Here is a 19,737-nt window from a genome sequence, read left to right as displayed (position 1 = left end):
GGTCATGGCTTGCTTTATTTGCAAAAATTTATCTGTAAAATTAGAATGAGAGGGCTAAAAACGGCGGTTTTTATGGTATAATCAGAGAATGGTAAATTTAAAAATTGGACAAAAAATTCAAGTCGAAATTGAACGAATGGGGATCAATGGTGAGGGAATTGGCGTTATTTCAGGACGTTTGGTTTTCATTCCTTACGCACTCCCAGGCGAAGAAGTACTTGTAGAAATCACAGAAAATGCTCGTAATTTTAGTCGGGCTAAGCTTGTGAAAATTATTGAGAAATCACCTAATCGGGTGAAACCGCAGGATCGGGCTTATCATGAGATGAGTCAATCGCATATTATGCATTTGTCTTATCCGATGCAACTGGAGTTTAAGCGCGATGTTTTGCGTCAGGCTTTGGAAAAATATAAACCAGCGGGTTGGCAAAACTATGATTTGCGGGCGACTTTAGGGATGAAAAACACGCTCGGTTATCGGAATAAATTACAATTTCAAGTGCGTCGCTTGAATGATGGGACGGTGATTGCTGGACTTTATCAAGAAGGCACGCATCATTTGGTGAATTTGGAAAATTGTTTGGTGCAGGATCCAAAAACGCAAGAAATTATCAATTTTATTTGTCGTTTGATTGAAAAATTTGATCTCCCTGTTTATGATGAGCGCAAGATTGGTGGGATTCGTACGGTGATGGTACGTCGTTCTCAAAAAACGGGTGAGGTACAAATTATCTTTGTGTCGTCAACGCCGATTATTTTGGATGGACAGGTTTGGCCTGAACTGCGTGAAGAGGCATCAAAACGTCAGAAAAATTCGTTTGTAAAATTTGATAAATTGCTTTCAGCATTGACGGATCAATTTGAAGAAATTGTGACGGTTGCGGTCAATTTCCACCCACGAAAGAGCAGTGAAATTTATGGGGAACAGACGCAAATCTTGTTCAACGAAAAGGAAACCATCACGGAAGGTGTGCTGGATTATGAGTTTGAGCTTAGTCCACGTGCCTTTTATCAGCTGAACTGTGAGCAAGCGAGTGTGCTTTATGCTGAAGCTGTGAAGGCGCTGAGTCCTAAAAAAGATGATCGTGTGATTGATGCTTATTGTGGTGTGGGAACGATTGGTTTTGCCGTGGCTAAAAAAGTGAAATCGGTTCATGGGATGGATATTACGCCAGAATCAATTTTTGACGCGCGCGAAAATGCAAAACGCTTGGGACTGAAAAATTGTCATTATGAGATTGGTAAAGCTGAGCGGATTATTCCAAACTGGAACAAGTCTGGGCACCGAGCAACAGCGATGATTGTTGACCCGCCACGTACTGGTCTTGATGATGCACTGCTTGAAACCATCACGAAATATCCACCAGAAAAAATTGCTTATGTCAGCTGTAATGTATCGACTTTGGCTAAAGATTTGGTGGTTTTGGCGAATTATTACAAGGTGGAGTATATCCAATCTGTTGATATGTTCCCACATACAGCGCGGACGGAGGCTGTGGTTAAGCTGACGAAACGTGATGTGCCTTTACGTATTGTTAAATTTGAACATTTGGAAGAAGAACGTAAGGCGGAAAAACGTGCTGCGGCAACCAAAGGAAAAAATCGCGGTCGTGGTCGTCGTCAGCAAAAATATGGAAAATATTAAAAATTTGAATTCCGTCAGTGAATTTTCTGAGAGAAAATGCTGACGGAATTGATTTGAAGGAGAGAATTTACTGACGGAATTGATTTGAAGGAGAGAATTTACTGACGGATTTGTCAGTAAATTTTTAAACCCTTTTTAGGAGACAAAAAATGAAAAAATTTGTTGTGGAATCAGAATTTTGGGAGCTTTTCCCTGAAACGCAAATCGGAATTGTTCTTGCCAAAAATATTGACAACAGCATGGAATCATCTGCTGAAATCAAAAAATTACTGGATGAAGCCAATGATAATGCGGAACAGTTCTTGGATGCTGCGGTCTTTAGCGAGAATCCTGTGATTGCGGTTTGGCGCAAGGCTTATCAAAAATTTAAGACGAAAAAAGGCGCACGTAGCTCAATCGAAGCTTTGCTCAAACGGGTGGATAAAGGGCGCGCGGTTGGCTCTATTAACCCACTTGTTGACCTTTACAATAGCATCAGCTTGAACTACGGTTTGCCAGCTGGTGGTGAAGATATTGACACTTTTGTGGGCGACTTGCGCTTGACGAAAGCAGTTGGTGGGGAGTATTTCTTGGCTTTGGGCGATGAAGAAGCGGATAATGCTTTGCCTGGCGAAATTTGTTATTTGGACGATGAAGGTGCGGTTTGCCGTTCGTGGAACTGGCGTGATGGTCAACGGACGATGTTGACTGAGCAAACGAAAAATGCTTTCTTGATTATCGAATGTGTAGATCCAGAACGCATGGACACTTTGCAAGCAGCCACAGCAAAATTGGCTGAGTTGAGTGAAAAATATTTGGGTGGAACAGCAGAAGTTATTCTTGTGAACAAAGAAAATCCAGAAATGGTGCTGACGCAAGATTAAACAACGAGAGAAAATGCTGACGGAACTGAATTTCATCAGAAAAAATGCTGACGGAATGATTCAGGACTGTTCCAGTGTAAAATAAGTGCCGTCAGCTTTGCTGGCGGTTTTAATCATGAAGCTTTTTGTGATAAAATAGAATCAGCGATTCAAAGGAGTGAAAAATGATTTATTTGCGTAAGGCGGAGCCAAAGGATTTGGCTGAAATTATGAGAATTATTCAGCAAGCGCGGGCTTTTCTGGCTGCTGCCGGGAGTGATCAGTGGCAAGCTGCTTATCCAGCGACGGCGGATATTGAACGCGATTTTGCCAAAGCACAGGCTTATGTGCTTGTGGTTGATGGAAAAATCGGGGGCTATTGTGCGCTGGTTGTGGGCGAAGAGCCAGCTTACACTCGGATTCGCGAGGGAGCATGGACTAATGAAAACTTGGATTATGTGACGGTGCATCGGATTGCTTTGTCGGACGAATTTCGTGGGCAATCCTTGACTAAACAGCTTTTTTCAAATCTTTTTAGTCTGATGTATGCAGCTGGATATCGGGATTTTCGTGTGGACACGCACCCTGTAAACAAAGTCATGCAGCGCGTTTTTGAACGTGAAGGCTTTGTCAAACGCGGGCTGGTTCAGTTTGAAGGTGACCGCATTGCTTATCAGCTGGAGTTGCCATGAACAAGCAGGAACTGATTGATTTTTGCCTGTCACTCGGGGCGACTTTTGCTGATCAACCCTTTGTGAAAATGGAGAAAGCAAGGCCGACAACAGTCATCAGACATCTTAAAAATAAAAAATGTTTTGCTTACATTTCAGAGCGTTCAGGCGATTTGATTGTCGCGGTGAAGCAAAATCCGGAAGTTTCCGTAGAACTTCGAGAGTTTTTCAAGGACATCAGCCCTGCTTTTCATATGAACAAGGTGCATTGGAACGATCTGCGTTTGGGTGGTGACGTGGCTGATGAACAAATTTGCAAAATGATTGAAACCAGTTACGATTTAACACTAAAATAAAAGGAGAACCAATGAACTACGAACAAGAATTTTTGAAAGATTTTCAAGAATGGGTGAACCAACAAGTACAGATTTCCGAACTAGCCATGAAAGCTGCGGAAAAAATTGCTCATGAAGATGGAAAAAAAGAAGCCGCTGAAGCCGCAATTCGCTACGAAAGTCGCTTGGATGCTTATCATTTTCTCCAAGGAAAATTTGAAAATTACAAAAATGGAAAAAATTTCCATGAAATTCCAGATCTTGGAACAAAAACTTACTAAAAAAATCTAAAGGAGCTTCATATGAATTTAGAAAATATGGTTGGTAATCAAGTGCGAGTAATAGCTCTCGCTTAGATTGCCGCAGAGCCTTGTTTCTTTGCGGATGAAATATCACTTAAATTTCGGGCAGCGCCCGACGCAACTTAAAGGAATAAGAAAATGTTAAAACCACACGAATACAATCGCATCAAATACCTCACTTTTGACTTGGTGAATGTTTATCATTCTGTCAATGATAAATCCACAGTTAATGCGGTTTACGCCCAAGTCGCCAGCGAAATTTTACAGCTTGGAGAAAATGCTGACGGAAATTTTTCGTCAGTAAATCAGCTGCCAGACAATTCGTCAGTAAAATCGGCACTTGAAAACTATTTGAAAGCACTAGAAAATCCAAGTTTTTCCAGAGAGCAAGCAGAGAAAATGCTGATGGAATTAAAAAATTGGGTCGAACCCTTCCATTTGCCCACCGAAGCGCAGATGAAAAAAGCCTTCAAAAAAGTGAAAAAATTGAAACTGCCAGCACTGAGCCAATGGGACTTACGTGAGGTCACTTATTTGGCTTGGAACGAAGTTTCTAGCAACCGAAAATACATTTTGACCGCCGACGGTCGAGGATTTTACGGGACAATTTCTGGAAACATAAAAAATATTTGTGCCATTTGTCAAAAAACAAGCGTCGTGACTCAATTTTTAGCAACGACTAAGACAGGCGCAGACGGCACTTATACAAAGAACGGCACCTATATTTGCTTAGACTCAGACCTTTGCAATCAGCAGGTTCAGTCCGCACAAGGGCTCGATAAATTTTTGGAAATCATTAAAGAAAAATAAGCCCAAAAAGCCTTGTAAAAACCCTAAAAATCTGATAAAATGAAATAACTTGGCGAGGAGTAATAAAGCAAGATTTGAAGAGAGAGCGCGGCAGGTGAGAGCGCTCAGTCGAACTTTATGAAGGTTGCGTCATTTCAGGAGAAATTGCTGACGAAAAAATCCGTCAGTGATTTGGAATATAAAATGAGTGCCGTCAGTTGACGGAAATCAGGTGGTACCGTGCGGAAGCACCCTGGAGAATAATCAGGGTGCTTTTTTGCGCCCAAAGGAGAACAACGATGACAAACGAATTATCAACAAAATTCAACCCCACCGAAGTTGAAGCAGGACGCTACGAAAAATGGCTTGAAGCTGATGTTTTCAAACCTTCTGGAAATCCCGATGCAGAGCCTTATAGCATCGTTATTCCACCACCAAATGTGACAGGAAAACTCCACTTGGGTCATGCTTGGGATACAACTTTGCAAGACATCATCATCCGTCAAAAACGGATGCAAGGTTTTGATACGCTTTGGTTGCCAGGAATGGACCATGCGGGGATTGCCACTCAAGCAAAAGTTGCTGCCCGCCTTGCTGAAGATGGTATTTTACCACAAGACCTTGGACGTGAAAAATTCCTTGATAAAGTTTGGGAGTGGAAAGATGAATATGCCACAACAATCAAGGAACAATGGGGTAAAATGGGGATTTCAGTGGATTATTCTCGTGAACGTTTTACTCTCGATGAAGGGCTTAATAAAGCTGTTCGTAAGGTTTTTGTGTCCCTTTACAAAAAGGGCTGGATTTACCGTGGTGAAAAACTCATCAACTGGGATCCAAAAGCGATGACTGCTTTGTCAGACATTGAAGTCATTCACAAAGAAATTGATGGGGCTTTTTACCACATCACTTACCAAATTGAAGGAAGTGATGAGTTTGTTGAAATCGCCACAACACGTCCAGAAACTTTCCTTGGTGATACAGCTGTTATCGTCAATGAAAAAGATGAACGCTATAAACATTTAGTGGGCAAAAATGTTATCCTCCCAATCATTAATCGGGTCATTCCGATTTTGACAGACGACCATGCTGATATGGAAAAAGGAACTGGGGTTGTAAAAATTACACCTGCTCATGATCCTAATGACTTTGAAGTTGCGATGCGTCATGATTTGCCAATGATTAACATGATGAACAATGACGGAACCATCAATGAAAATGGTGGAAAATATGAAGGACTTGACCGTTTTGAAGCCCGCAAACAAATTGTTGCTGACCTCAAGGAATTGGGGCAGTTGGTTGATATAAAACCAGTCCGCCATGAAGTTGGGCACTCAGAGCGAACAGGAGTGGTTGTTGAACCACGTTTATCAACACAATGGTTCGTCAAAATGGACGAATTAGCTAAAAATGCAATTGCTAATCAAGCAACAGAAGATGCCGTAGAATTTTATCCGCCACGTTTCAATGATACGTTCATGCAATGGATGGAAAATGTTCATGATTGGGTTATTTCACGTCAACTTTGGTGGGGACATCAAATTCCAGCTTGGTATAACGAAGCGGGTGAAATGTATGTTGGTGAAGAAGCACCTGAGGGAGAAGGTTGGACACAAGATGCTGATGTACTTGATACTTGGTTTAGTTCAGCTTTGTGGCCATTTTCAACAATGGGTTGGCCAGATGAAAACTCAGCAGACTTCAAACGTTATTTCCCAACAAGTACCCTTGTCACAGGTTATGATATTATCTTCTTCTGGGTTTCACGCATGATTTTCCAATCTTTAGAATTCACTGGCAAAGCACCATTTCACAATGTTTTGATTCATGGTTTGATACGTGACGAAGAAGGACGTAAAATGTCTAAATCACTCGGTAACGGAATTGACCCAATGGATGTGATTGAAAAATACGGTGCTGATGCACTCCGTTGGTTCCTATCAAATGGTTCTGCACCAGGACAAGATGTACGTTTTTCTTATGATAAAATGGATGCCGCTTGGAATTTCATCAATAAAATTTGGAATGTTTCACGTTATATTTTGATGAATGCAGAAGATGTCAGCGCTGATGCTGTTTCTTCGGCTTTGACAAAAGTTGCAAATCAAACTGCTGGTAATGTCACTGACCGTTGGATTTTGACACGTTTGAATGATACGGTTGAGCGCGTGACTGAACAAATGGATAAATTTGAATTTGGTGTCGCTGGTCATATCCTTTACAATTTCATTTGGGATGAGTTTGCAAACTGGTATTTGGAATTAACCAAAGAAGTCATGTTTGGTGAGGATGAAGCTGAAAAAGACATTACACGTGCAGTATTGCTCCATGTTTTAGATCAAGTTTTACGTCTATTACACCCAATTATGCCTTTCTTCACTGAAGAAATCTTTGAAAAATTACCAAACACTTCTGGTTCAATTGTTGTTGCCGAATATCCAAAAGTACGTCCAGAATTTAATGATGACAAAGCAAGCGAAGGGGTGGCGATGTTAATCGAATTAATTACAGCCGTTCGTAATATTCGTGCTGAGGTTAATACTCCATTGTCTAAACAAGTGCCAATCTTCATCAAATCTGAACAAGCGGAATTCTTGAACTCTGTGGCGCCTTATATCGCACGCTTTGCCAACCCGTCAGAGCTTGTCATTGCAGAAGAAGTCGTGCTTGATGAGCAAGCGATGACTGCTGTTATCACAGGGGCTGAGCTCTTCTTACCACTCAAAGGTCTGATTAACATCGAAGAAGAAATTGCTCGACTTGAAAAAGAACTTGCTAAATGGCAAAAAGAGTTAGATTTAGTGAATAAAAAATTGGGTAATGAACGTTTTGTTGCGAATGCTAAAGCAGAAGTTGTCCAAAAAGAAAAAGATAAATTAGCCGATTATCAAGAAAAATTCGATACGGTGAACGCTCGTATTGCAGAATTGAAAGAAAACTAAGTAAAAAAATCACTGACCAGTTCGTCAGTGATTTTTTCTTTATGAATTTCACTGACAAATCTGTCAGTAACTTTTAAGCTTTGCTGATTTCTTTTTTATAAAGATTTCCCCAAGCTGCCATCGTATCATGGATGGGTTTGAGGGTTCTTCCAAGCTCTGTCAGGGAATATTCAACACGAGGGGGCACTTCTGCATATACTTCACGATGAACCAGCCCGCTTTCTTCGAGGGCACGTAAATGTTGGGTCAAAACTTTTTGGGAAATATGTCCAACTGAACGTTGAAGTTCGCCAAAGCGCATGGTTCGCTCTAATAAGTCACGGACTATGAGCATTTTCCAACGGTCGCCCATCAAAACAAGTGCTGTTTCAACAGGACAATCTGGAAGTTCAGAAATTTTTTTCATTTTTTTATCACCTCTAATCGTTGGTATTATACAATAGTATCTAAAAGGGGAGTATCTAACTTTAAAGTGCTTACTTTACAGATAAGCAGTACAATGTTATTATACATTTATAGAGCAGAAAAAGCAAACTGCTTGGAAATTTTAAAACAAAATAATGGAGGATTTAACATGAAATATTTAGTAACAGGTGCGACAGGTGGATACGGTACTTATGCCCTCGGATTTTTGAAAGAATTGGTTCCAATTTCTGATATTGCGGTTTTGGCTCGTACAGAAGAAAAAGCAGCTCCACTCAAAGCGGCAGGCTACGATGTACGTTTGGCAGATTATTCAGATCTAACTGCTTTAGAACAAGCCTTCACAGGAATTGACCGTTTGCTTTTTGTTTCAGGAGCGCCGGGAAATCGTCAAGTTGAGCACCAAAATGTGGTTGATGCAGCCAAAAGTGCTGGCATTTCTTATATTGCTTATACAAGTTTTCCTCAAGCAGAAAGGGCAACAAGTGACTTAGCTGCTGACCACATCTATACTGAAAAGGCGATTGAAAAATCAGGAATTGCTCACACATTTTTACGTAATAACTGGTACTTTGAAAATGAAATGCCAATTATTGCAGCCGCACTTTCAACTGGGAAATTTGTTTACAATGCACCAACAGGTAAAGTGGGTTGGGCTTTGAAACGTGAATACGCAGAAGTTGGGGCAAAAGCACTTGCTGGAGCAGATTTTCCAGAAATTTTGGAGCTTTCAGGAAAAAGATTGACTTACGCAGAACTTGCTCAAGTCCTCAAATCAGTTTCTGATAAGGATTTTGAAGTGATTGTAGCTGATGACAAAACTTTTGTCAGTCATTTAGTTGAAACTGGACTTCCAGATTTTGTAGGGGAACTTTTCCTTGGCTTCCAAAAAGATATTGAAGCAAAAGATTTGGATGTGGAATCTAAAGATTTTGAAAAAGCCTTGGGACATTCACTGACGGATACAAAAGAAGCTTTGAAAGAACTTTTGGTCTAATAAAAAATGCTGACGTAAATTTTCGTCAGCATTTTTTCTATCTTTTTTCTGCTGCTCCTTTCAAATTAGCCTCATTTGCTCTAATATTTTGAAAATGGTTTGATTGGCTATATTTAAAACAGCGGTGCTAAGATAATAAAGAGTTCCAGAAGCACTCCTATCCCAAAGATTATAAGTAATGTGATAATCATCCTTCTATCTCTTCTTATAATAGGCCATATGCTTGGCGCAGCAAAGAGATTGCCATCTTTTTCTAGTGCAATAGCGGTACGTCCAGTAATTATAAACTCTTGACCATTGACTGAAATCCGTTGGTCATCAAGCACTTCAACCGTTACGGGTTGTTTGTATGGATTAAAAACTCCAACTCTGTACTTTCCAACATGGTAGAGTTCAGATTTTTTCATATTGTTTTCCTCCTCTTCATTACATTAGATTTAATATCAATCCCCTGGTGGCTCTTTGACATTATCTTTCTCTGTTACTTGAAGAACGAAAGAGTAGTTGGAACCATGAGATTTTTCAAATGGAACTAAAGGTTCTGCGCTAATTACCTCTTTACTCGTTTGGTGGGGGTTAATGGTCTTATTTGCTAACTTGCCTAAATTTAACATCATAGGAATAGCATCTTGCCTTTGCGTTTGTCCTATACCTAAAACAATCGAAAGCAAAACCGTTGTTCCCCAGATAAAATATTTATTACGCTTTTCCATAAAATTTGACTATCCTGCTTATTCTTTATTGTTCCTCGTTTCTATCGCTTTTTCAATTTGAGCCATACTAGCAGAGTTGGGGTCAGTCTGCGTATGGTAGTAGGTTACCTTATCTCCTTCTTGGAGTTCTACCAAATCACTTTTATTTGAAAGAGAACCTAATATTCCACCATGAGGAAGTACTAATAAATGCTTTGAACGGTCTGGATAATCCTTCAAGTTATAAATTTCCCTGAAAGAAGCTACCGTTGGAAAACGCTTAACACAATATTCAATCGTTCGGTTTTTTCTATTTTTTTGTTGATGCATAGAGACAGAAAACCTAGCCACTGGTTTACTGAGATAGGAGTAAGCTCCTATACCAATTCCTGCTCCAAGCAGGAGAAACACGAGGGCACTTATAATTTTTTGATTTTTCATGTTCTTCCTTCGTATCGTAATTCTTTTGTTTTTCTTACCTTTATTATATAATTAACTAAGATGATATGTTGCTTGGAGATGACCTTGATTTCAATAAGATATTGAAGCTGTAATCTTCAGTCATTATACTTATAGCCATTGTATCTATTGACTTTTATCATATTTTCCTATTAGATGTAAAAATCAATATATTGAATAAAAGGTAAAAAAATTATGACTTCAAAAGTTTCCCACCCTAATTATTTCGGAGAAGTCTATCGACTTTTTCGTAAATCTAAAAATTTTACTCAAAAAGAAGCTGCGGGAAACGATATTTCTCCTAATGAGCTATCAAATTTTGAAAATGGCAAAGCAATGTTAGGTGCAGATAAATTTTTTCAAATTTTGCAGAATATCAATGTTAATTCTTTTGAATTTCAATACACCTACAACAGCTATTTAGAGGCCAGAGATTTGCTCCTCTTTGATGTCGAAGTTACTGATGCTTATCGACACAATAATATCTCTAAATTAAAATCAATATTAAAAAAACTGACTCAGCTCAGTTCACAAAATCCTCAAAAGAAAAAATATTTATTAGATAGAATCAATGTGCAAGCTGTTTTATCCATACTCTCCCCAGATTTTCCTATGCCACTAGCAGATAGGCGCTATATCCAAAATTATCTGCTTCAAATTGATGAGTGGGGACTTTATGATATTATTTTGCTAGGGCGTTGCGCTTCAATTTTTGACCTGAAAACACTCTACGAAATGGTAAATCAGATGATTAGTCCTACGCAGATGAGTACAAAAATTCATTACATTCAACGAGAGATGATTCGCACCGTTCTCAACGTTCTCAGTATCTTTATTGAAAATGACCAGTATCATCTTGCTAATCAACTGGTTAATTATCTTGACGAAAATAAGATTCATGAATATCACTTGTTTGAAAAATTGACTTTCATTTATGACAAAGCAACTCTTGATTATAAAAAAGGCAATAAAAATGCACTGTCCACGATGAAGCAGTGCTTAGAAATCCTAGAGTTTTGTGAATGTTTTAGTACAGCGAATGCTGTAGCTGACGAAATCAATCAAATAAAGTCGCATAATTGAAGCTGTTTGCCCGTATAAGCCTAATAAAAAATACTGACGAAAATTTTCGTCAGTATTTTTTCTATCCCCTGAGAACAAAAATCAGATTCGTCAGTATTTTCTCTGTTCCGTCAGTCCAAACGTTTCTGCATTTTCTCAACAAATTCATAAGCAGCAGGGCAATAAAGCGTGTTTTTGATGGTCAACTTGTTGATTTGATAAATCTTTTTACGGTCAGTATGCGGAAATTCACGGCAAGCTTTCGGACGAACTTCATAAATGCTACACAGATTATCACTTCCCAAAAAAGGACAAGGCATGGTCTGAAAAACTTTATCACCATCTTCGTCAGTGCGTAAATATTTGGCTTCAAAGTCACTAACTTTCAGACGCATAAATTTTGCGACACGCTCAATATCTGCTTCCGTCCACAAGGGGCCTAAAATTTTACAACAATTCGCACATTTGGTGCAGTCAATCTCAGAAAAAACCTCTTCATGGACTTCTTTAGTGATTTTATCCAGTTGTTTTGGTGGTTTTTTCGCTAAATTTGCTAGAAATTTTTTGTGTACTTTTTGCTTTTGTTGAGCAAGATTTTTATAACGTTCAATATCCATTGCCTATATTTTATCAAAAAGTAGGAAAAATAAAAGGAATAAAGCAGAACAGCACTATCATATCTTGTAAAAAATGGTAAAAAGTGATAAAATTAACTAGAAATTTGAAGAAAGATTCAGATAAAATAACCCTTCTTCAATAGCTAAATTCTTGTAAAAGCAAGACATTGAAAGGAATCAAAATGGCTCACATTAAATTTGACTACTCAAAACTCGCTCCATTTGTAGCTGAAAATGAATTGGATGAAATCCAATGGCAAATCGACGGAGCAGCAAAATTGCTTCACGAAGGAAAAGGCGCTGGTAGCGACTATATTGGTTGGATTGATTTGCCAGAAGACTACGACAAAGAAGAATTTGCTCGTATTCAAAAAGCAGCTAAAAAAATTCAATCTGATTCAGAAGTGCTTGTTGTTATCGGTATCGGTGGTTCATACCTCGGTGCGCGTGCGGCAATTGACTTCTTGAACAACAGCTTCGTAAACTTGCAAACTGCTGACGAACGTAAAGCACCACAAATCCTTTACGCTGGAAACTCAATTTCATCATCATACTTGGCTGACCTTGTAGATTACGTTGCTGATAAAGATTTCTCTGTCAATGTCATCTCTAAATCAGGTACAACTACAGAACCAGCAATTGCTTTCCGTGTCTTCGAAGAAATGCTCGTTAAAAAATACGGTCGTGAAGAAGCAAACAAACGTATTTACGCAACTACTGACAAAGAAAAAGGTGCTGTAAAAGTTAATGCTGACGCAAACAACTGGGAAACTTTCGTTGTTCCAGATTCAGTTGGTGGACGCTTCTCTGTATTGACAGCTGTTGGACTTTTGCCAATCGCCGCTTCAGGTGCTGATATCACTGCTTTGATGGAAGGTGCTAACGCTGCGCGTAAAGAATACACTTCTACAGACGTTCGTGAAAACGACGCTTACGCCTACGCTGCCCTCCGCAACATCCTTTACCGTAAAGGTAAATTCTCAGAAATCTTGATCAATTACGAACCAAGCCTTCAATATTTCTCAGAATGGTGGAAACAATTAGCTGGTGAATCAGAAGGGAAAGACCAAAAAGGAATTTACCCAACTTCAGCTAACTTCTCAACAGACCTCCACTCATTAGGTCAATGGATTCAAGAAGGAACACGTACTGTTTTTGAAACAGCAATCCGTATTGAAAAACCACGTAAAAACATCAACATTCCTGAACTTGAAGCTGACCTTGATGGACTTGGCTACTTGCAAGGTAAAGATGTGGACTTCGTTAACAAAAAAGCTGCTGACGGCGTGCTTCTTGCTCACACTGACGGAAATGTGCCAAACATGATCGTGACATTGCCTGAACAAGACGAATTCACACTTGGCTATGCGATTTACTTCTTTGAACTTGCTATCGGTGTTTCTGGTTACTTGAACGGTATCAACCCATTCAACCAACCAGGTGTTGAAGCTTACAAGAAAAATATGTTCGCGCTTCTTGGTAAACCAGGATTTGAAGAACTCAGCAAAGAATTGAACGACCGCCTTTAATCTTTGATAAAAAATTAAACGAAAACTTATTGACCTTTTTGTCGATAAGTTTTTTTAGTTTCAGTCACTGGAGAAATTTTTTCGGAAATCACCTAGTTTTTAAAATTGATTTATGCTACAATTGTAGATAAATTAAGAAAATTTGAAAATTTAAAAGAATTTAAGGTAATTTATGAAAGAATTTTGGAACTTAGATAAAAATTTACAACTTCGTTTAGGAATTGTATTTTTAGGTGCCTTTTCTTACGGCACCGTTTTTTCTTCAATGACCATTTATTATAATCTCCATTTAGGAAGTGGAATAACGGGAATTTTATTGGCCCTATCGGCGGTGGCTACCTTTATTGCGGGGCTTTTGGCTGGTTACTTTGCCGATCGAAAGGGACGTAAACCGGTGATGGTGATGGGAACAATGATTCAACTCTTGGGGAGTTTAGTTGCTATTGGCTCGAATTTACCACACCATGTCAATCCTTGGACGACTTTTATTGCCTTTTTGCTGATTAGTTTTGGTTATAATTTTGTGATTACAGCTGGAAATGCCATGATTATTGATGCTTCATCAGCTCATAACCGAAAAGTGGTTTTCATGTTGGATTATTGGGCTCAAAACCTCTCCGTTATTTTAGGGGCAGCTTTAGGAGCATGGTTGTTCAAACCCGCTTTTGAGGCCCTTTTGGTGATTTTGCTCCTGACAGTCTTAGTTTCCTTTGGGTTGACGACTTTTGTGATGACCGAAACCTTCACGCCTTCTTTAGACGAAGATACTCCGAAAGAAAATATTTTTCAAGCTTATAAGACGGTTGTCCGAGATAAGACTTATATGATTTTTATGGCGGCAAATATTGGAACGACCTTTATTATCATGCAGTTTGACAATTTTTTGCCGGTGCATCTGTCCAATAGTTTTCAGACGGTGACTTTTTTTGGGCTTGAGATTTATGGGCAGCGGATGTTGACGATTTACCTGATTTTAGCTTGTGTTTTGGTCGTGGTTTTGATGACTAGCTTGAATCATTTGACGCGTAATTGGTCACACCGCAAGGGATTTATTTGGGGGAGTGTGTTTATGGCCTTGGGGATGATTTTCTCCTTTTTGACGACAACTTTCACTCCTATTTTTATTGCTGGGGTTGTTTACACCTTGGGGGAAATTGTTTATACACCAAGTGTTCAGACTTTGGGTGCAGATTTAATGGATCCAGAGAAAATTGGTTCTTATAATGGGATGGGAGCAATCAGGACACCCATTGCATCAATTTTGGCGGGACTTTTGGTTTCGATTTCGCCAATCATCAAAGCAACAGGCGTTTCAGCAGTTCTTGCGCTTGTGGAAATTATGGCAATTGTGCTGGTCAGTATCGCCGTTGCCCGTCATAAAAAAGAAGGACTGAGAATTTGAGATAGAAGAAAGAAAACCAACTTTTTCTTGTTTTTTCAACAATTTTCTCTTTATTCAACTGAGGGGAAGAAAGCTAAAGAAGCGGTGCTAGAGCTGGTTTGGATTGAAAAATGAGTGATTTTTTTAAGTTAGATCGAAATATTAAACTGCGAATTTTGATGACCTTTATTGGTGTTTTAACCTATTTTACGATTGGTAGCAGTATGACCATTTATTATAATCAACATCTGGGGGCTGGAATTACAGGAATTTTGCTGATTGTTAGCTCTGTGGTCAGTTTTCTGGTCGGAATGTGGTCGGGGCATTTTTCGGATGTTCAGGGGCGCAAGCCGACGATGTTGATTGGAATGATTACTTCGGCTTTGGGAGCGGCTTTAGCGGCTGTGGCAAATTCTCCATTTTTGGTGAATCCGTGGTTGACTTTTTTGGGTTTGATGTTGGCGAGTTTTGGTTTTGGATTTTTTAATTCGGGTGCGAGTGCTATGCTGGTTGATATAACGACATCAGAAAGTCGCAAATTGGTTTTCTCGCTGAATTACTGGACGTTGAATCTAGCTGCTGCGCTGGGAAGTGGGATTTCAGGTTGGCTATTTCGGGAGCATTTGTTTTTGCTCTTGTTGCTGTGTTTGCTTGGTGATGTGCTGAATCTTTTGATTGTTGTTTTTTTAATTCGAGAAACTTTTGTGCCGAGTGAACATCTACAAACACATGAAAATAATATTTTTAAAGCTTATCTTCGAGTTTCTAAGGATAAAACCTTTGTCTTGTATCTTGTGGCCTCCTTATTTGTGGCGATGATTTTTGCTCAAGTGGATTTTTTCATTCCTGTGCATTTGACGAATGATTTTAGGGTGAGTCATCTGTGGGGGTTGGAAATTTATGGGCAAAGAATGTTGGCGATTATGGCTTTGCTTAATTCGGCATTGGTTATTTTGTTTTTATCAACGGTGCGTCGTTGGACAAACCATTGGTCAAATAAGGTCGGATTTGTGGTTGGTGCAGCTTTGATGGGATTAGGCTGGGTTATCGCCGTGAGTAGCCATCAATTTATTTGGGAATTATTGGCAGCTTTAATCAATGTCTTGGGAGAGTTGATTTTGGTTCCTTTTGAGCAGGCCTTGCGTGCGGACATGATGAATCCGGAGCAAGTGGGGGCTTACACCGGTGCCTTCTCAGCAATTGGGCCGATTGCACAGGTAATCAGTGGCTTGCTGGTTTCTGCTTCACCATTTTTAAAGAGTGGTGGAATGGGGATTGTACTGGCTTTAGTGACAGTTTTTGCAATTGTTCCAGCGGTACTTTCGATTAACCGCTTTGAACGTGGGTCAACTTAGTGTTGAAATTTAAATTATTTAGGAAGAAATGGGAATGAAAGATTTTTTTGGACTAAATCGAACGATTAAGATTCGATTGATTATGAACTTTTTGGGCTCTCTGTGCTTTAGTACGGTAGGGGGTTCGATGACGATTTATTATAATAAATATATGGGAGCGGGCATCACGGGGATGCTTTTGATTGTCAGCTCGGTCATGGTTTTTTTGATTGGGCTTTATGCGGGTCATCTGACGGATATTCAGGGGCGTAAACCGGTTATGGTTTTTTCTACTGCAGTGACGAGTGTTGGGGCAGCTCTCGCGACTTTTGCCAACTCAAGTTTTTATTTTAATCCTTGGGTGACCTTCTTTGGATTTTTGATTGTCAACTTTGGTTTTGGTTTTTTTAATACGGCGAGTCAGGCGATGATTGTTGATTTGACGACGAGCGAGAATCGGCGGGTTGTTTATAGTATTCAATACTGGATCATCAATTTTGCGATTATGATTGGTTCGGGGCTATCGGGCTGGTTTTTCCGAGATCATTTGGTTTGGCTTTTACTTGTGATTACGCTTGAGGAAATTCTGAGTTGTTTGGTGGTTATTTTTTGGATTGATGAATCTTTTGATCCTAAGGCAGAGCATCGTAAGCCGGAAACGAATATTATCAAGGCTTATTTTACGGTGGCTAAGGATAAAGTTTTCATGTATTATCTTTTTGCTTCGGTTTTCATTGCGATGATTTTTAGTCAGATTGATTACTATTTGCCGGTGCATTTGAGTGATAGTTTTCGCACGACTCGACTTTTGGGCATTGAAATCTACGGGCAGCGGATGTTGACGGTATTTTTGATGGTCAATACCCTGATTATTGTTTTATTTATGGGGCGTGTCAATCGCTGGACGAAAAATTGGTCACGAAGTCATGGAATTTTCTGGGGTGTTTTGCTGGAGGGGCTAGGTTTTATCATTGCCTTTCTGGGGCGGGATTTGACGTGGGAAATTATCGCGGTGATTATCGCTTCCATTGGGGAGATGATTTTAGTTCCTGTCTCACAAGCTTTGCGGGCGGATTTGATGGAAGGCGATCAAGTGGGAACTTACACGGGGGCCTTTTCGGTGACACAGCCGATTGCCTCAGTCTTGTCGGGGATTTTGGTTTCTCTATCGGGTCTTTATGGCAATGTCGGCATGGCAATTTTTATGTTTCTCATCATTGTTTTGAGTGTTTTTCCATCCTTGCGGGCGATTCGGATGCACGAAAAAGTTTAGAAAAAATGCTGACGGATTTGTGGCTCAAAATTTTTGCTTTACGTCAGCAAATTCTCTTGTGAAATAGCGCTCATTTGCGCTATTTTTTTCTTTGAAAAAGGAAGTTGTTTAAAAAATACAGAGAAAATGCTGACGTAATCTGTAAATCAGAAATTTTGCTTTACGTCAGTAAATTCTCTTGTAAAATCGCGGCTGAAAGGGTTGACGAATCTGTCTGTAAAATTTTGTGATATAATTGTTTTCATGAGAGTAGTTTCAGGAAATTATGGCGGTAGACCGCTGAAAACATTGGCAGGCAAGACGACACGACCAACGACCGACAAGGTGAAGGGCGCAATTTTTAATATGATTGGGCCTTATTTTGAAGGTGGACGGGTGTTAGACTTGTTTGCGGGATCAGGCGGCCTCGCCATCGAAGCGATTTCGCGAGGCATGGATGAGGCGGTGTTGATTGAGAAAGATCGCGCAGCACAGGCAGTGATTTTGGAAAATATCAAAATGACCAAAGAAACTGAAAAATTTCAGCTTCTGAAAATGCCAGCAGAACGTGCGCTGAGCCATTTGACAGGTCAATTTGACTTGATTTTGCTCGACCCTCCCTATGCCAAAGAGCAGATTGTCCAAAATCTCACTTTTTTGCAAGAGCAAAATTTGCTGACGCAGGCCGTTACCGTTGTTTGTGAGACAGATAAATCCGTTGAGCTTCCTGAACAAATTGGTAGTTTAGTGCTGACGAAACAAAAAATCTACGGCATTTCCAAAATTTCAATTTACGAATTTTAAAAAAATCAGCTCAGCGCTAAGCCCAGCATTTCGTCAGTAAAAATTCTGTTAGAAAAAATGCTGACGGATTTTCCTAGCAAAATTTTATCAGAAAAAATGCTGACGAAATTGCCCAACAAAATTTCCAAGAAGGAGAAAGTAATGACAGCAAAAATTGGACTTTTCACAGGGACTTTTGACCCGCTGACCAATGGTCATTTGGACATTATTGAGCGCGCCAGCCAACATTTTGACCAGCTTTACGTTGGTATTTTTAAAAATGATCAGAAAAATCCCCTTTTTTCGACGGACAAACGACTGAAAATGATTGAAGAAGCAGTGAACACATTGCCACAAGCAAGTACCATTAAAGTCATTCAACACGACCGTGATTTGACCGTTAATATTGCCAAAAAGCTTGGTGTGACAGCATTAGTTCGTTCGTTGCGAAATGCGCAAGACTTAGAATACGAAAAAAATATGTTCTATTTCAACATGGAAATGACCGGCATTGAGACCGTGTTTTTCCTAGCAAAACCCGCATTAGAACCCATAAATTCAACCCGAATGCGAGAACTCCACGCTTTTGGCCAAGACGTTAGCCAGTGGCTACCCGAAAACGTCGCTCACGAACTGAGGAAATTATATGAAAAAAAATAAGCACAAAAAGAGCCGTAAATTCAAATGGCTTCTCTCCCTTGCCCTTGTTTTTATTAGCATCATTGCTTTGATTTACCCCACAAGCTATTATGTAGAAATGCCTGGAACGACCGAACCACTAGGCAAAATGGTGCAAGTCGCAGGGAAAAAAGATGAACACAAAGGCGACTTTTTCCTCACAACCGTCCAAATTGCGCGCGCAAATCTGGCTACCATGATTTACAGTCACTTTAACTCTTTTACAACGATTTACAGTGAGCAACAGATGACAGGCGGTCTGAACAATAAGCAGTTTAATTTAGTGAACCAATACTATATGCAAACGGCGCAGAATACAGCCATTTATCAAGCCTTTAAACAAGCTAATAAACCCTATACAATCAGCTATAAAGGGGTTTATGTCTTGCAAATTTCTAAAAATTCAACCTTTAAAAACAAATTGCAACTCGCAGACACCATTACTGCAGTCGATGGTCAAAATTTCAAATCAAGTGCTGAGATGATTGACTACGTTTCCAAGCAAAAAGTAGGCGATACAGTCACAATTGAATACACCAGAATTGATGGCAGCAAGCACAAATCTACTGGGAAATACATCAAAATCGCCAATGGCAAAACAGGAATCGGTATCAGTTTAGTTGATCACACTGAAGTCGTCACAGACCCAAAAGTCGAGATTAACGCAGGTGCAATCGGTGGCCCCTCTGCCGGCATGATGTTCACTTTGGAAATTTACAGTCAGTTGACAGGTAAAGATTTGCGAAGTGGTCGCGAAATCGCAGGTACTGGTACAATCGAAGAAGATGGCACAATCGGACAAATCGGTGGAGTCGATAAGAAAGTGGCTACGGCCAGTAAAGAAGGCGCTGAAGTTTTCCTCGTCCCTGACTCAGGAACCAAGAAAAACAGCACCAATAATTACCTTGAGGCCAAAGCAGCCGCTCAAAAACTCAATACCAAGATGAAAATCATCCCCGTCAAGACCATTCAAGACGCTTTGGATTATCTAGAAAAATAAAAAA

The 19,737-nt window shown here is 39.8% G+C and carries 21 protein-coding genes; 16 read left to right on the top strand and 5 right to left on the bottom strand.

Features of this window, described 5'->3' with window-relative positions; translation table 11 throughout:
- Nucleotides 1-88: 88 nt before the first annotated feature.
- The 7 genes from rlmD (at nucleotide 89) to EQJ87_RS07600 (ending at nucleotide 7,526) form a co-directional block, all read left to right on the top strand.
- Nucleotides 89-1,645, top strand: a complete 1,557-nt coding sequence (gene rlmD / locus EQJ87_RS07630; protein WP_130124051.1) for a 23S rRNA (uracil(1939)-C(5))-methyltransferase RlmD — start codon at nucleotides 89-91, stop codon at nucleotides 1,643-1,645.
- 149 nt (nucleotides 1,646-1,794) lie between these two features.
- Nucleotides 1,795-2,508: a B3/B4 domain-containing protein gene (locus tag EQJ87_RS07625; protein WP_130124050.1), complete on the top strand. Its 714-nt coding sequence runs from the start codon at nucleotides 1,795-1,797 to the stop codon at nucleotides 2,506-2,508.
- A 164-nt stretch (nucleotides 2,509-2,672) separates the two neighbouring features.
- Nucleotides 2,673-3,179 carry a GNAT family N-acetyltransferase gene (locus EQJ87_RS07620; protein WP_130124049.1) on the top strand — a complete coding sequence of 169 codons (507 nt, stop codon included), beginning with the start codon at nucleotides 2,673-2,675 and terminating at the stop codon, nucleotides 3,177-3,179.
- A complete protein-coding gene (locus tag EQJ87_RS07615) occupies nucleotides 3,176-3,514 on the top strand; it encodes an MmcQ/YjbR family DNA-binding protein (protein ID WP_130124048.1) in 339 nt (112 codons plus the stop codon). The genes EQJ87_RS07620 and EQJ87_RS07615 overlap by 4 nt, the downstream gene beginning before the upstream one ends.
- 11 nt (nucleotides 3,515-3,525) lie before the next feature.
- Nucleotides 3,526-3,774: a DUF1912 family protein gene (locus EQJ87_RS07610; protein WP_130124047.1), complete on the top strand. Its 249-nt coding sequence runs from the start codon at nucleotides 3,526-3,528 to the stop codon at nucleotides 3,772-3,774.
- 159 nt (nucleotides 3,775-3,933) lie between these two features.
- The gene (locus tag EQJ87_RS07605; RefSeq protein WP_130124046.1) at nucleotides 3,934-4,605 is read left to right on the top strand and encodes a FusB/FusC family EF-G-binding protein; all 672 of its coding nucleotides are present in this window, start codon (nucleotides 3,934-3,936) and stop codon (nucleotides 4,603-4,605) included.
- A gap of 278 nt (nucleotides 4,606-4,883) precedes the next feature.
- Nucleotides 4,884-7,526: a valine--tRNA ligase gene (locus EQJ87_RS07600; RefSeq protein WP_130124045.1), complete on the top strand. Its 2,643-nt coding sequence runs from the start codon at nucleotides 4,884-4,886 to the stop codon at nucleotides 7,524-7,526.
- Nucleotides 7,527-7,599: 73 nt separating this feature from the next.
- Here EQJ87_RS07600 and EQJ87_RS07595 read toward each other — a convergent pair whose 3' ends face one another.
- Nucleotides 7,600-7,932 (bottom strand): winged helix-turn-helix transcriptional regulator, encoded by a 333-nt coding sequence (locus EQJ87_RS07595; RefSeq protein ID WP_023164672.1) that lies wholly within the window; start codon nucleotides 7,930-7,932, stop codon nucleotides 7,600-7,602.
- A 168-nt stretch (nucleotides 7,933-8,100) separates the two neighbouring features.
- Between EQJ87_RS07595 and EQJ87_RS07590 the strand changes: the two genes are divergently transcribed.
- Nucleotides 8,101-8,946 (top strand): NAD(P)H-binding protein, encoded by an 846-nt coding sequence (locus tag EQJ87_RS07590; protein ID WP_130124044.1) that lies wholly within the window; start codon nucleotides 8,101-8,103, stop codon nucleotides 8,944-8,946.
- Nucleotides 8,947-9,059: 113 nt separating this feature from the next.
- Here EQJ87_RS07590 and EQJ87_RS07585 read toward each other — a convergent pair whose 3' ends face one another.
- The 3 genes from EQJ87_RS07585 to EQJ87_RS07575 are packed head-to-tail and all read right to left on the bottom strand — an operon-like array spanning nucleotide 9,060 to nucleotide 10,079.
- On the bottom strand, nucleotides 9,060-9,353 hold the full coding sequence (locus EQJ87_RS07585; protein ID WP_130124043.1) for a hypothetical protein: 294 nt from the start codon (nucleotides 9,351-9,353) through the stop codon (nucleotides 9,060-9,062).
- Nucleotides 9,354-9,389: 36 nt separating this feature from the next.
- Nucleotides 9,390-9,659 (bottom strand): hypothetical protein, encoded by a 270-nt coding sequence (locus tag EQJ87_RS07580; RefSeq protein WP_130124042.1) that lies wholly within the window; start codon nucleotides 9,657-9,659, stop codon nucleotides 9,390-9,392.
- A gap of 18 nt (nucleotides 9,660-9,677) precedes the next feature.
- Entirely contained in the window at nucleotides 9,678-10,079 is a 402-nt protein-coding gene (locus EQJ87_RS07575; protein ID WP_130124041.1) for a hypothetical protein, read from the bottom strand.
- A gap of 213 nt (nucleotides 10,080-10,292) precedes the next feature.
- Here EQJ87_RS07575 and EQJ87_RS07570 point away from each other — a divergent pair, with 213 nt between their 5' ends.
- Nucleotides 10,293-11,180, top strand: coding sequence for an Rgg/GadR/MutR family transcriptional regulator (locus tag EQJ87_RS07570; RefSeq protein ID WP_130124040.1), 888 nt, complete (start codon nucleotides 10,293-10,295; stop codon nucleotides 11,178-11,180).
- A gap of 110 nt (nucleotides 11,181-11,290) precedes the next feature.
- On the opposite strand, the gene EQJ87_RS07565 is transcribed toward EQJ87_RS07570, so the two are convergent.
- Nucleotides 11,291-11,776 (bottom strand): YkgJ family cysteine cluster protein, encoded by a 486-nt coding sequence (locus tag EQJ87_RS07565; protein WP_130124039.1) that lies wholly within the window; start codon nucleotides 11,774-11,776, stop codon nucleotides 11,291-11,293.
- A gap of 182 nt (nucleotides 11,777-11,958) precedes the next feature.
- On the opposite strand from EQJ87_RS07565, the gene EQJ87_RS07560 reads away from it, so the two are divergent.
- The 7 genes from EQJ87_RS07560 (at nucleotide 11,959) to EQJ87_RS07530 (ending at nucleotide 19,733) form a co-directional block, all read left to right on the top strand.
- On the top strand, nucleotides 11,959-13,305 hold the full coding sequence (locus EQJ87_RS07560; RefSeq protein WP_130124038.1) for a glucose-6-phosphate isomerase: 1,347 nt from the start codon (nucleotides 11,959-11,961) through the stop codon (nucleotides 13,303-13,305).
- Between the two features lie 172 nt (nucleotides 13,306-13,477).
- On the top strand, nucleotides 13,478-14,707 hold the full coding sequence (locus EQJ87_RS07555; RefSeq protein ID WP_130124037.1) for an MDR family MFS transporter: 1,230 nt from the start codon (nucleotides 13,478-13,480) through the stop codon (nucleotides 14,705-14,707).
- Nucleotides 14,708-14,817: 110 nt separating this feature from the next.
- Nucleotides 14,818-16,041, top strand: a complete 1,224-nt coding sequence (locus tag EQJ87_RS07550; RefSeq protein ID WP_130124036.1) for an MDR family MFS transporter — start codon at nucleotides 14,818-14,820, stop codon at nucleotides 16,039-16,041.
- 34 nt (nucleotides 16,042-16,075) lie between these two features.
- Nucleotides 16,076-17,293, top strand: a complete 1,218-nt coding sequence (locus EQJ87_RS07545) for an MDR family MFS transporter (RefSeq protein ID WP_130124035.1) — start codon at nucleotides 16,076-16,078, stop codon at nucleotides 17,291-17,293.
- Nucleotides 17,294-17,536: 243 nt separating this feature from the next.
- On the top strand, nucleotides 17,537-18,076 hold the full coding sequence (rsmD, locus tag EQJ87_RS07540; RefSeq protein ID WP_130124034.1) for a 16S rRNA (guanine(966)-N(2))-methyltransferase RsmD: 540 nt from the start codon (nucleotides 17,537-17,539) through the stop codon (nucleotides 18,074-18,076).
- A 141-nt stretch (nucleotides 18,077-18,217) separates the two neighbouring features.
- Nucleotides 18,218-18,715, top strand: a complete 498-nt coding sequence (gene coaD / locus EQJ87_RS07535) for a pantetheine-phosphate adenylyltransferase (protein ID WP_130124033.1) — start codon at nucleotides 18,218-18,220, stop codon at nucleotides 18,713-18,715.
- Nucleotides 18,702-19,733, top strand: a complete 1,032-nt coding sequence (locus EQJ87_RS07530; protein WP_130124032.1) for a SepM family pheromone-processing serine protease — start codon at nucleotides 18,702-18,704, stop codon at nucleotides 19,731-19,733. Before coaD ends, EQJ87_RS07530 begins: the two co-directional genes overlap by 14 nt.
- The last annotated feature ends 4 nt before the right edge of the window (nucleotides 19,734-19,737 follow it).

The sequence above is a fragment of the Lactococcus sp. S-13 genome, assembly GCF_004210295.1.
In the GTDB taxonomy this organism is placed as follows: domain Bacteria; phylum Bacillota; class Bacilli; order Lactobacillales; family Streptococcaceae; genus Lactococcus.
The sequence above is the reverse complement of the archived record's forward strand: the minus strand, read 5'-3'. Positions and strand labels throughout refer to the sequence as shown.

Coding starts and splice junctions, on each gene's coding strand:
- rlmD (WP_130124051.1), top strand. CDS start 89: ATGGTAAATTTAAAAATTGGACAAAAAATTCAAGTCGAAATTGAACGA.
- EQJ87_RS07625 (WP_130124050.1), top strand. CDS start 1,795: ATGAAAAAATTTGTTGTGGAATCAGAATTTTGGGAGCTTTTCCCTGAA.
- EQJ87_RS07620 (WP_130124049.1), top strand. CDS start 2,673: ATGATTTATTTGCGTAAGGCGGAGCCAAAGGATTTGGCTGAAATTATG.
- EQJ87_RS07615 (WP_130124048.1), top strand. CDS start 3,176: ATGAACAAGCAGGAACTGATTGATTTTTGCCTGTCACTCGGGGCGACT.
- EQJ87_RS07610 (WP_130124047.1), top strand. CDS start 3,526: ATGAACTACGAACAAGAATTTTTGAAAGATTTTCAAGAATGGGTGAAC.
- EQJ87_RS07605 (WP_130124046.1), top strand. CDS start 3,934: ATGTTAAAACCACACGAATACAATCGCATCAAATACCTCACTTTTGAC.
- EQJ87_RS07600 (WP_130124045.1), top strand. CDS start 4,884: ATGACAAACGAATTATCAACAAAATTCAACCCCACCGAAGTTGAAGCA.
- EQJ87_RS07595 (WP_023164672.1), bottom strand. CDS start 7,932: ATGAAAAAAATTTCTGAACTTCCAGATTGTCCTGTTGAAACAGCACTT.
- EQJ87_RS07590 (WP_130124044.1), top strand. CDS start 8,101: ATGAAATATTTAGTAACAGGTGCGACAGGTGGATACGGTACTTATGCC.
- EQJ87_RS07585 (WP_130124043.1), bottom strand. CDS start 9,353: ATGAAAAAATCTGAACTCTACCATGTTGGAAAGTACAGAGTTGGAGTT.
- EQJ87_RS07580 (WP_130124042.1), bottom strand. CDS start 9,659: ATGGAAAAGCGTAATAAATATTTTATCTGGGGAACAACGGTTTTGCTT.
- EQJ87_RS07575 (WP_130124041.1), bottom strand. CDS start 10,079: ATGAAAAATCAAAAAATTATAAGTGCCCTCGTGTTTCTCCTGCTTGGA.
- EQJ87_RS07570 (WP_130124040.1), top strand. CDS start 10,293: ATGACTTCAAAAGTTTCCCACCCTAATTATTTCGGAGAAGTCTATCGA.
- EQJ87_RS07565 (WP_130124039.1), bottom strand. CDS start 11,776: ATGGATATTGAACGTTATAAAAATCTTGCTCAACAAAAGCAAAAAGTA.
- EQJ87_RS07560 (WP_130124038.1), top strand. CDS start 11,959: ATGGCTCACATTAAATTTGACTACTCAAAACTCGCTCCATTTGTAGCT.
- EQJ87_RS07555 (WP_130124037.1), top strand. CDS start 13,478: ATGAAAGAATTTTGGAACTTAGATAAAAATTTACAACTTCGTTTAGGA.
- EQJ87_RS07550 (WP_130124036.1), top strand. CDS start 14,818: ATGAGTGATTTTTTTAAGTTAGATCGAAATATTAAACTGCGAATTTTG.
- EQJ87_RS07545 (WP_130124035.1), top strand. CDS start 16,076: ATGAAAGATTTTTTTGGACTAAATCGAACGATTAAGATTCGATTGATT.
- rsmD (WP_130124034.1), top strand. CDS start 17,537: ATGAGAGTAGTTTCAGGAAATTATGGCGGTAGACCGCTGAAAACATTG.
- coaD (WP_130124033.1), top strand. CDS start 18,218: ATGACAGCAAAAATTGGACTTTTCACAGGGACTTTTGACCCGCTGACC.
- EQJ87_RS07530 (WP_130124032.1), top strand. CDS start 18,702: ATGAAAAAAAATAAGCACAAAAAGAGCCGTAAATTCAAATGGCTTCTC.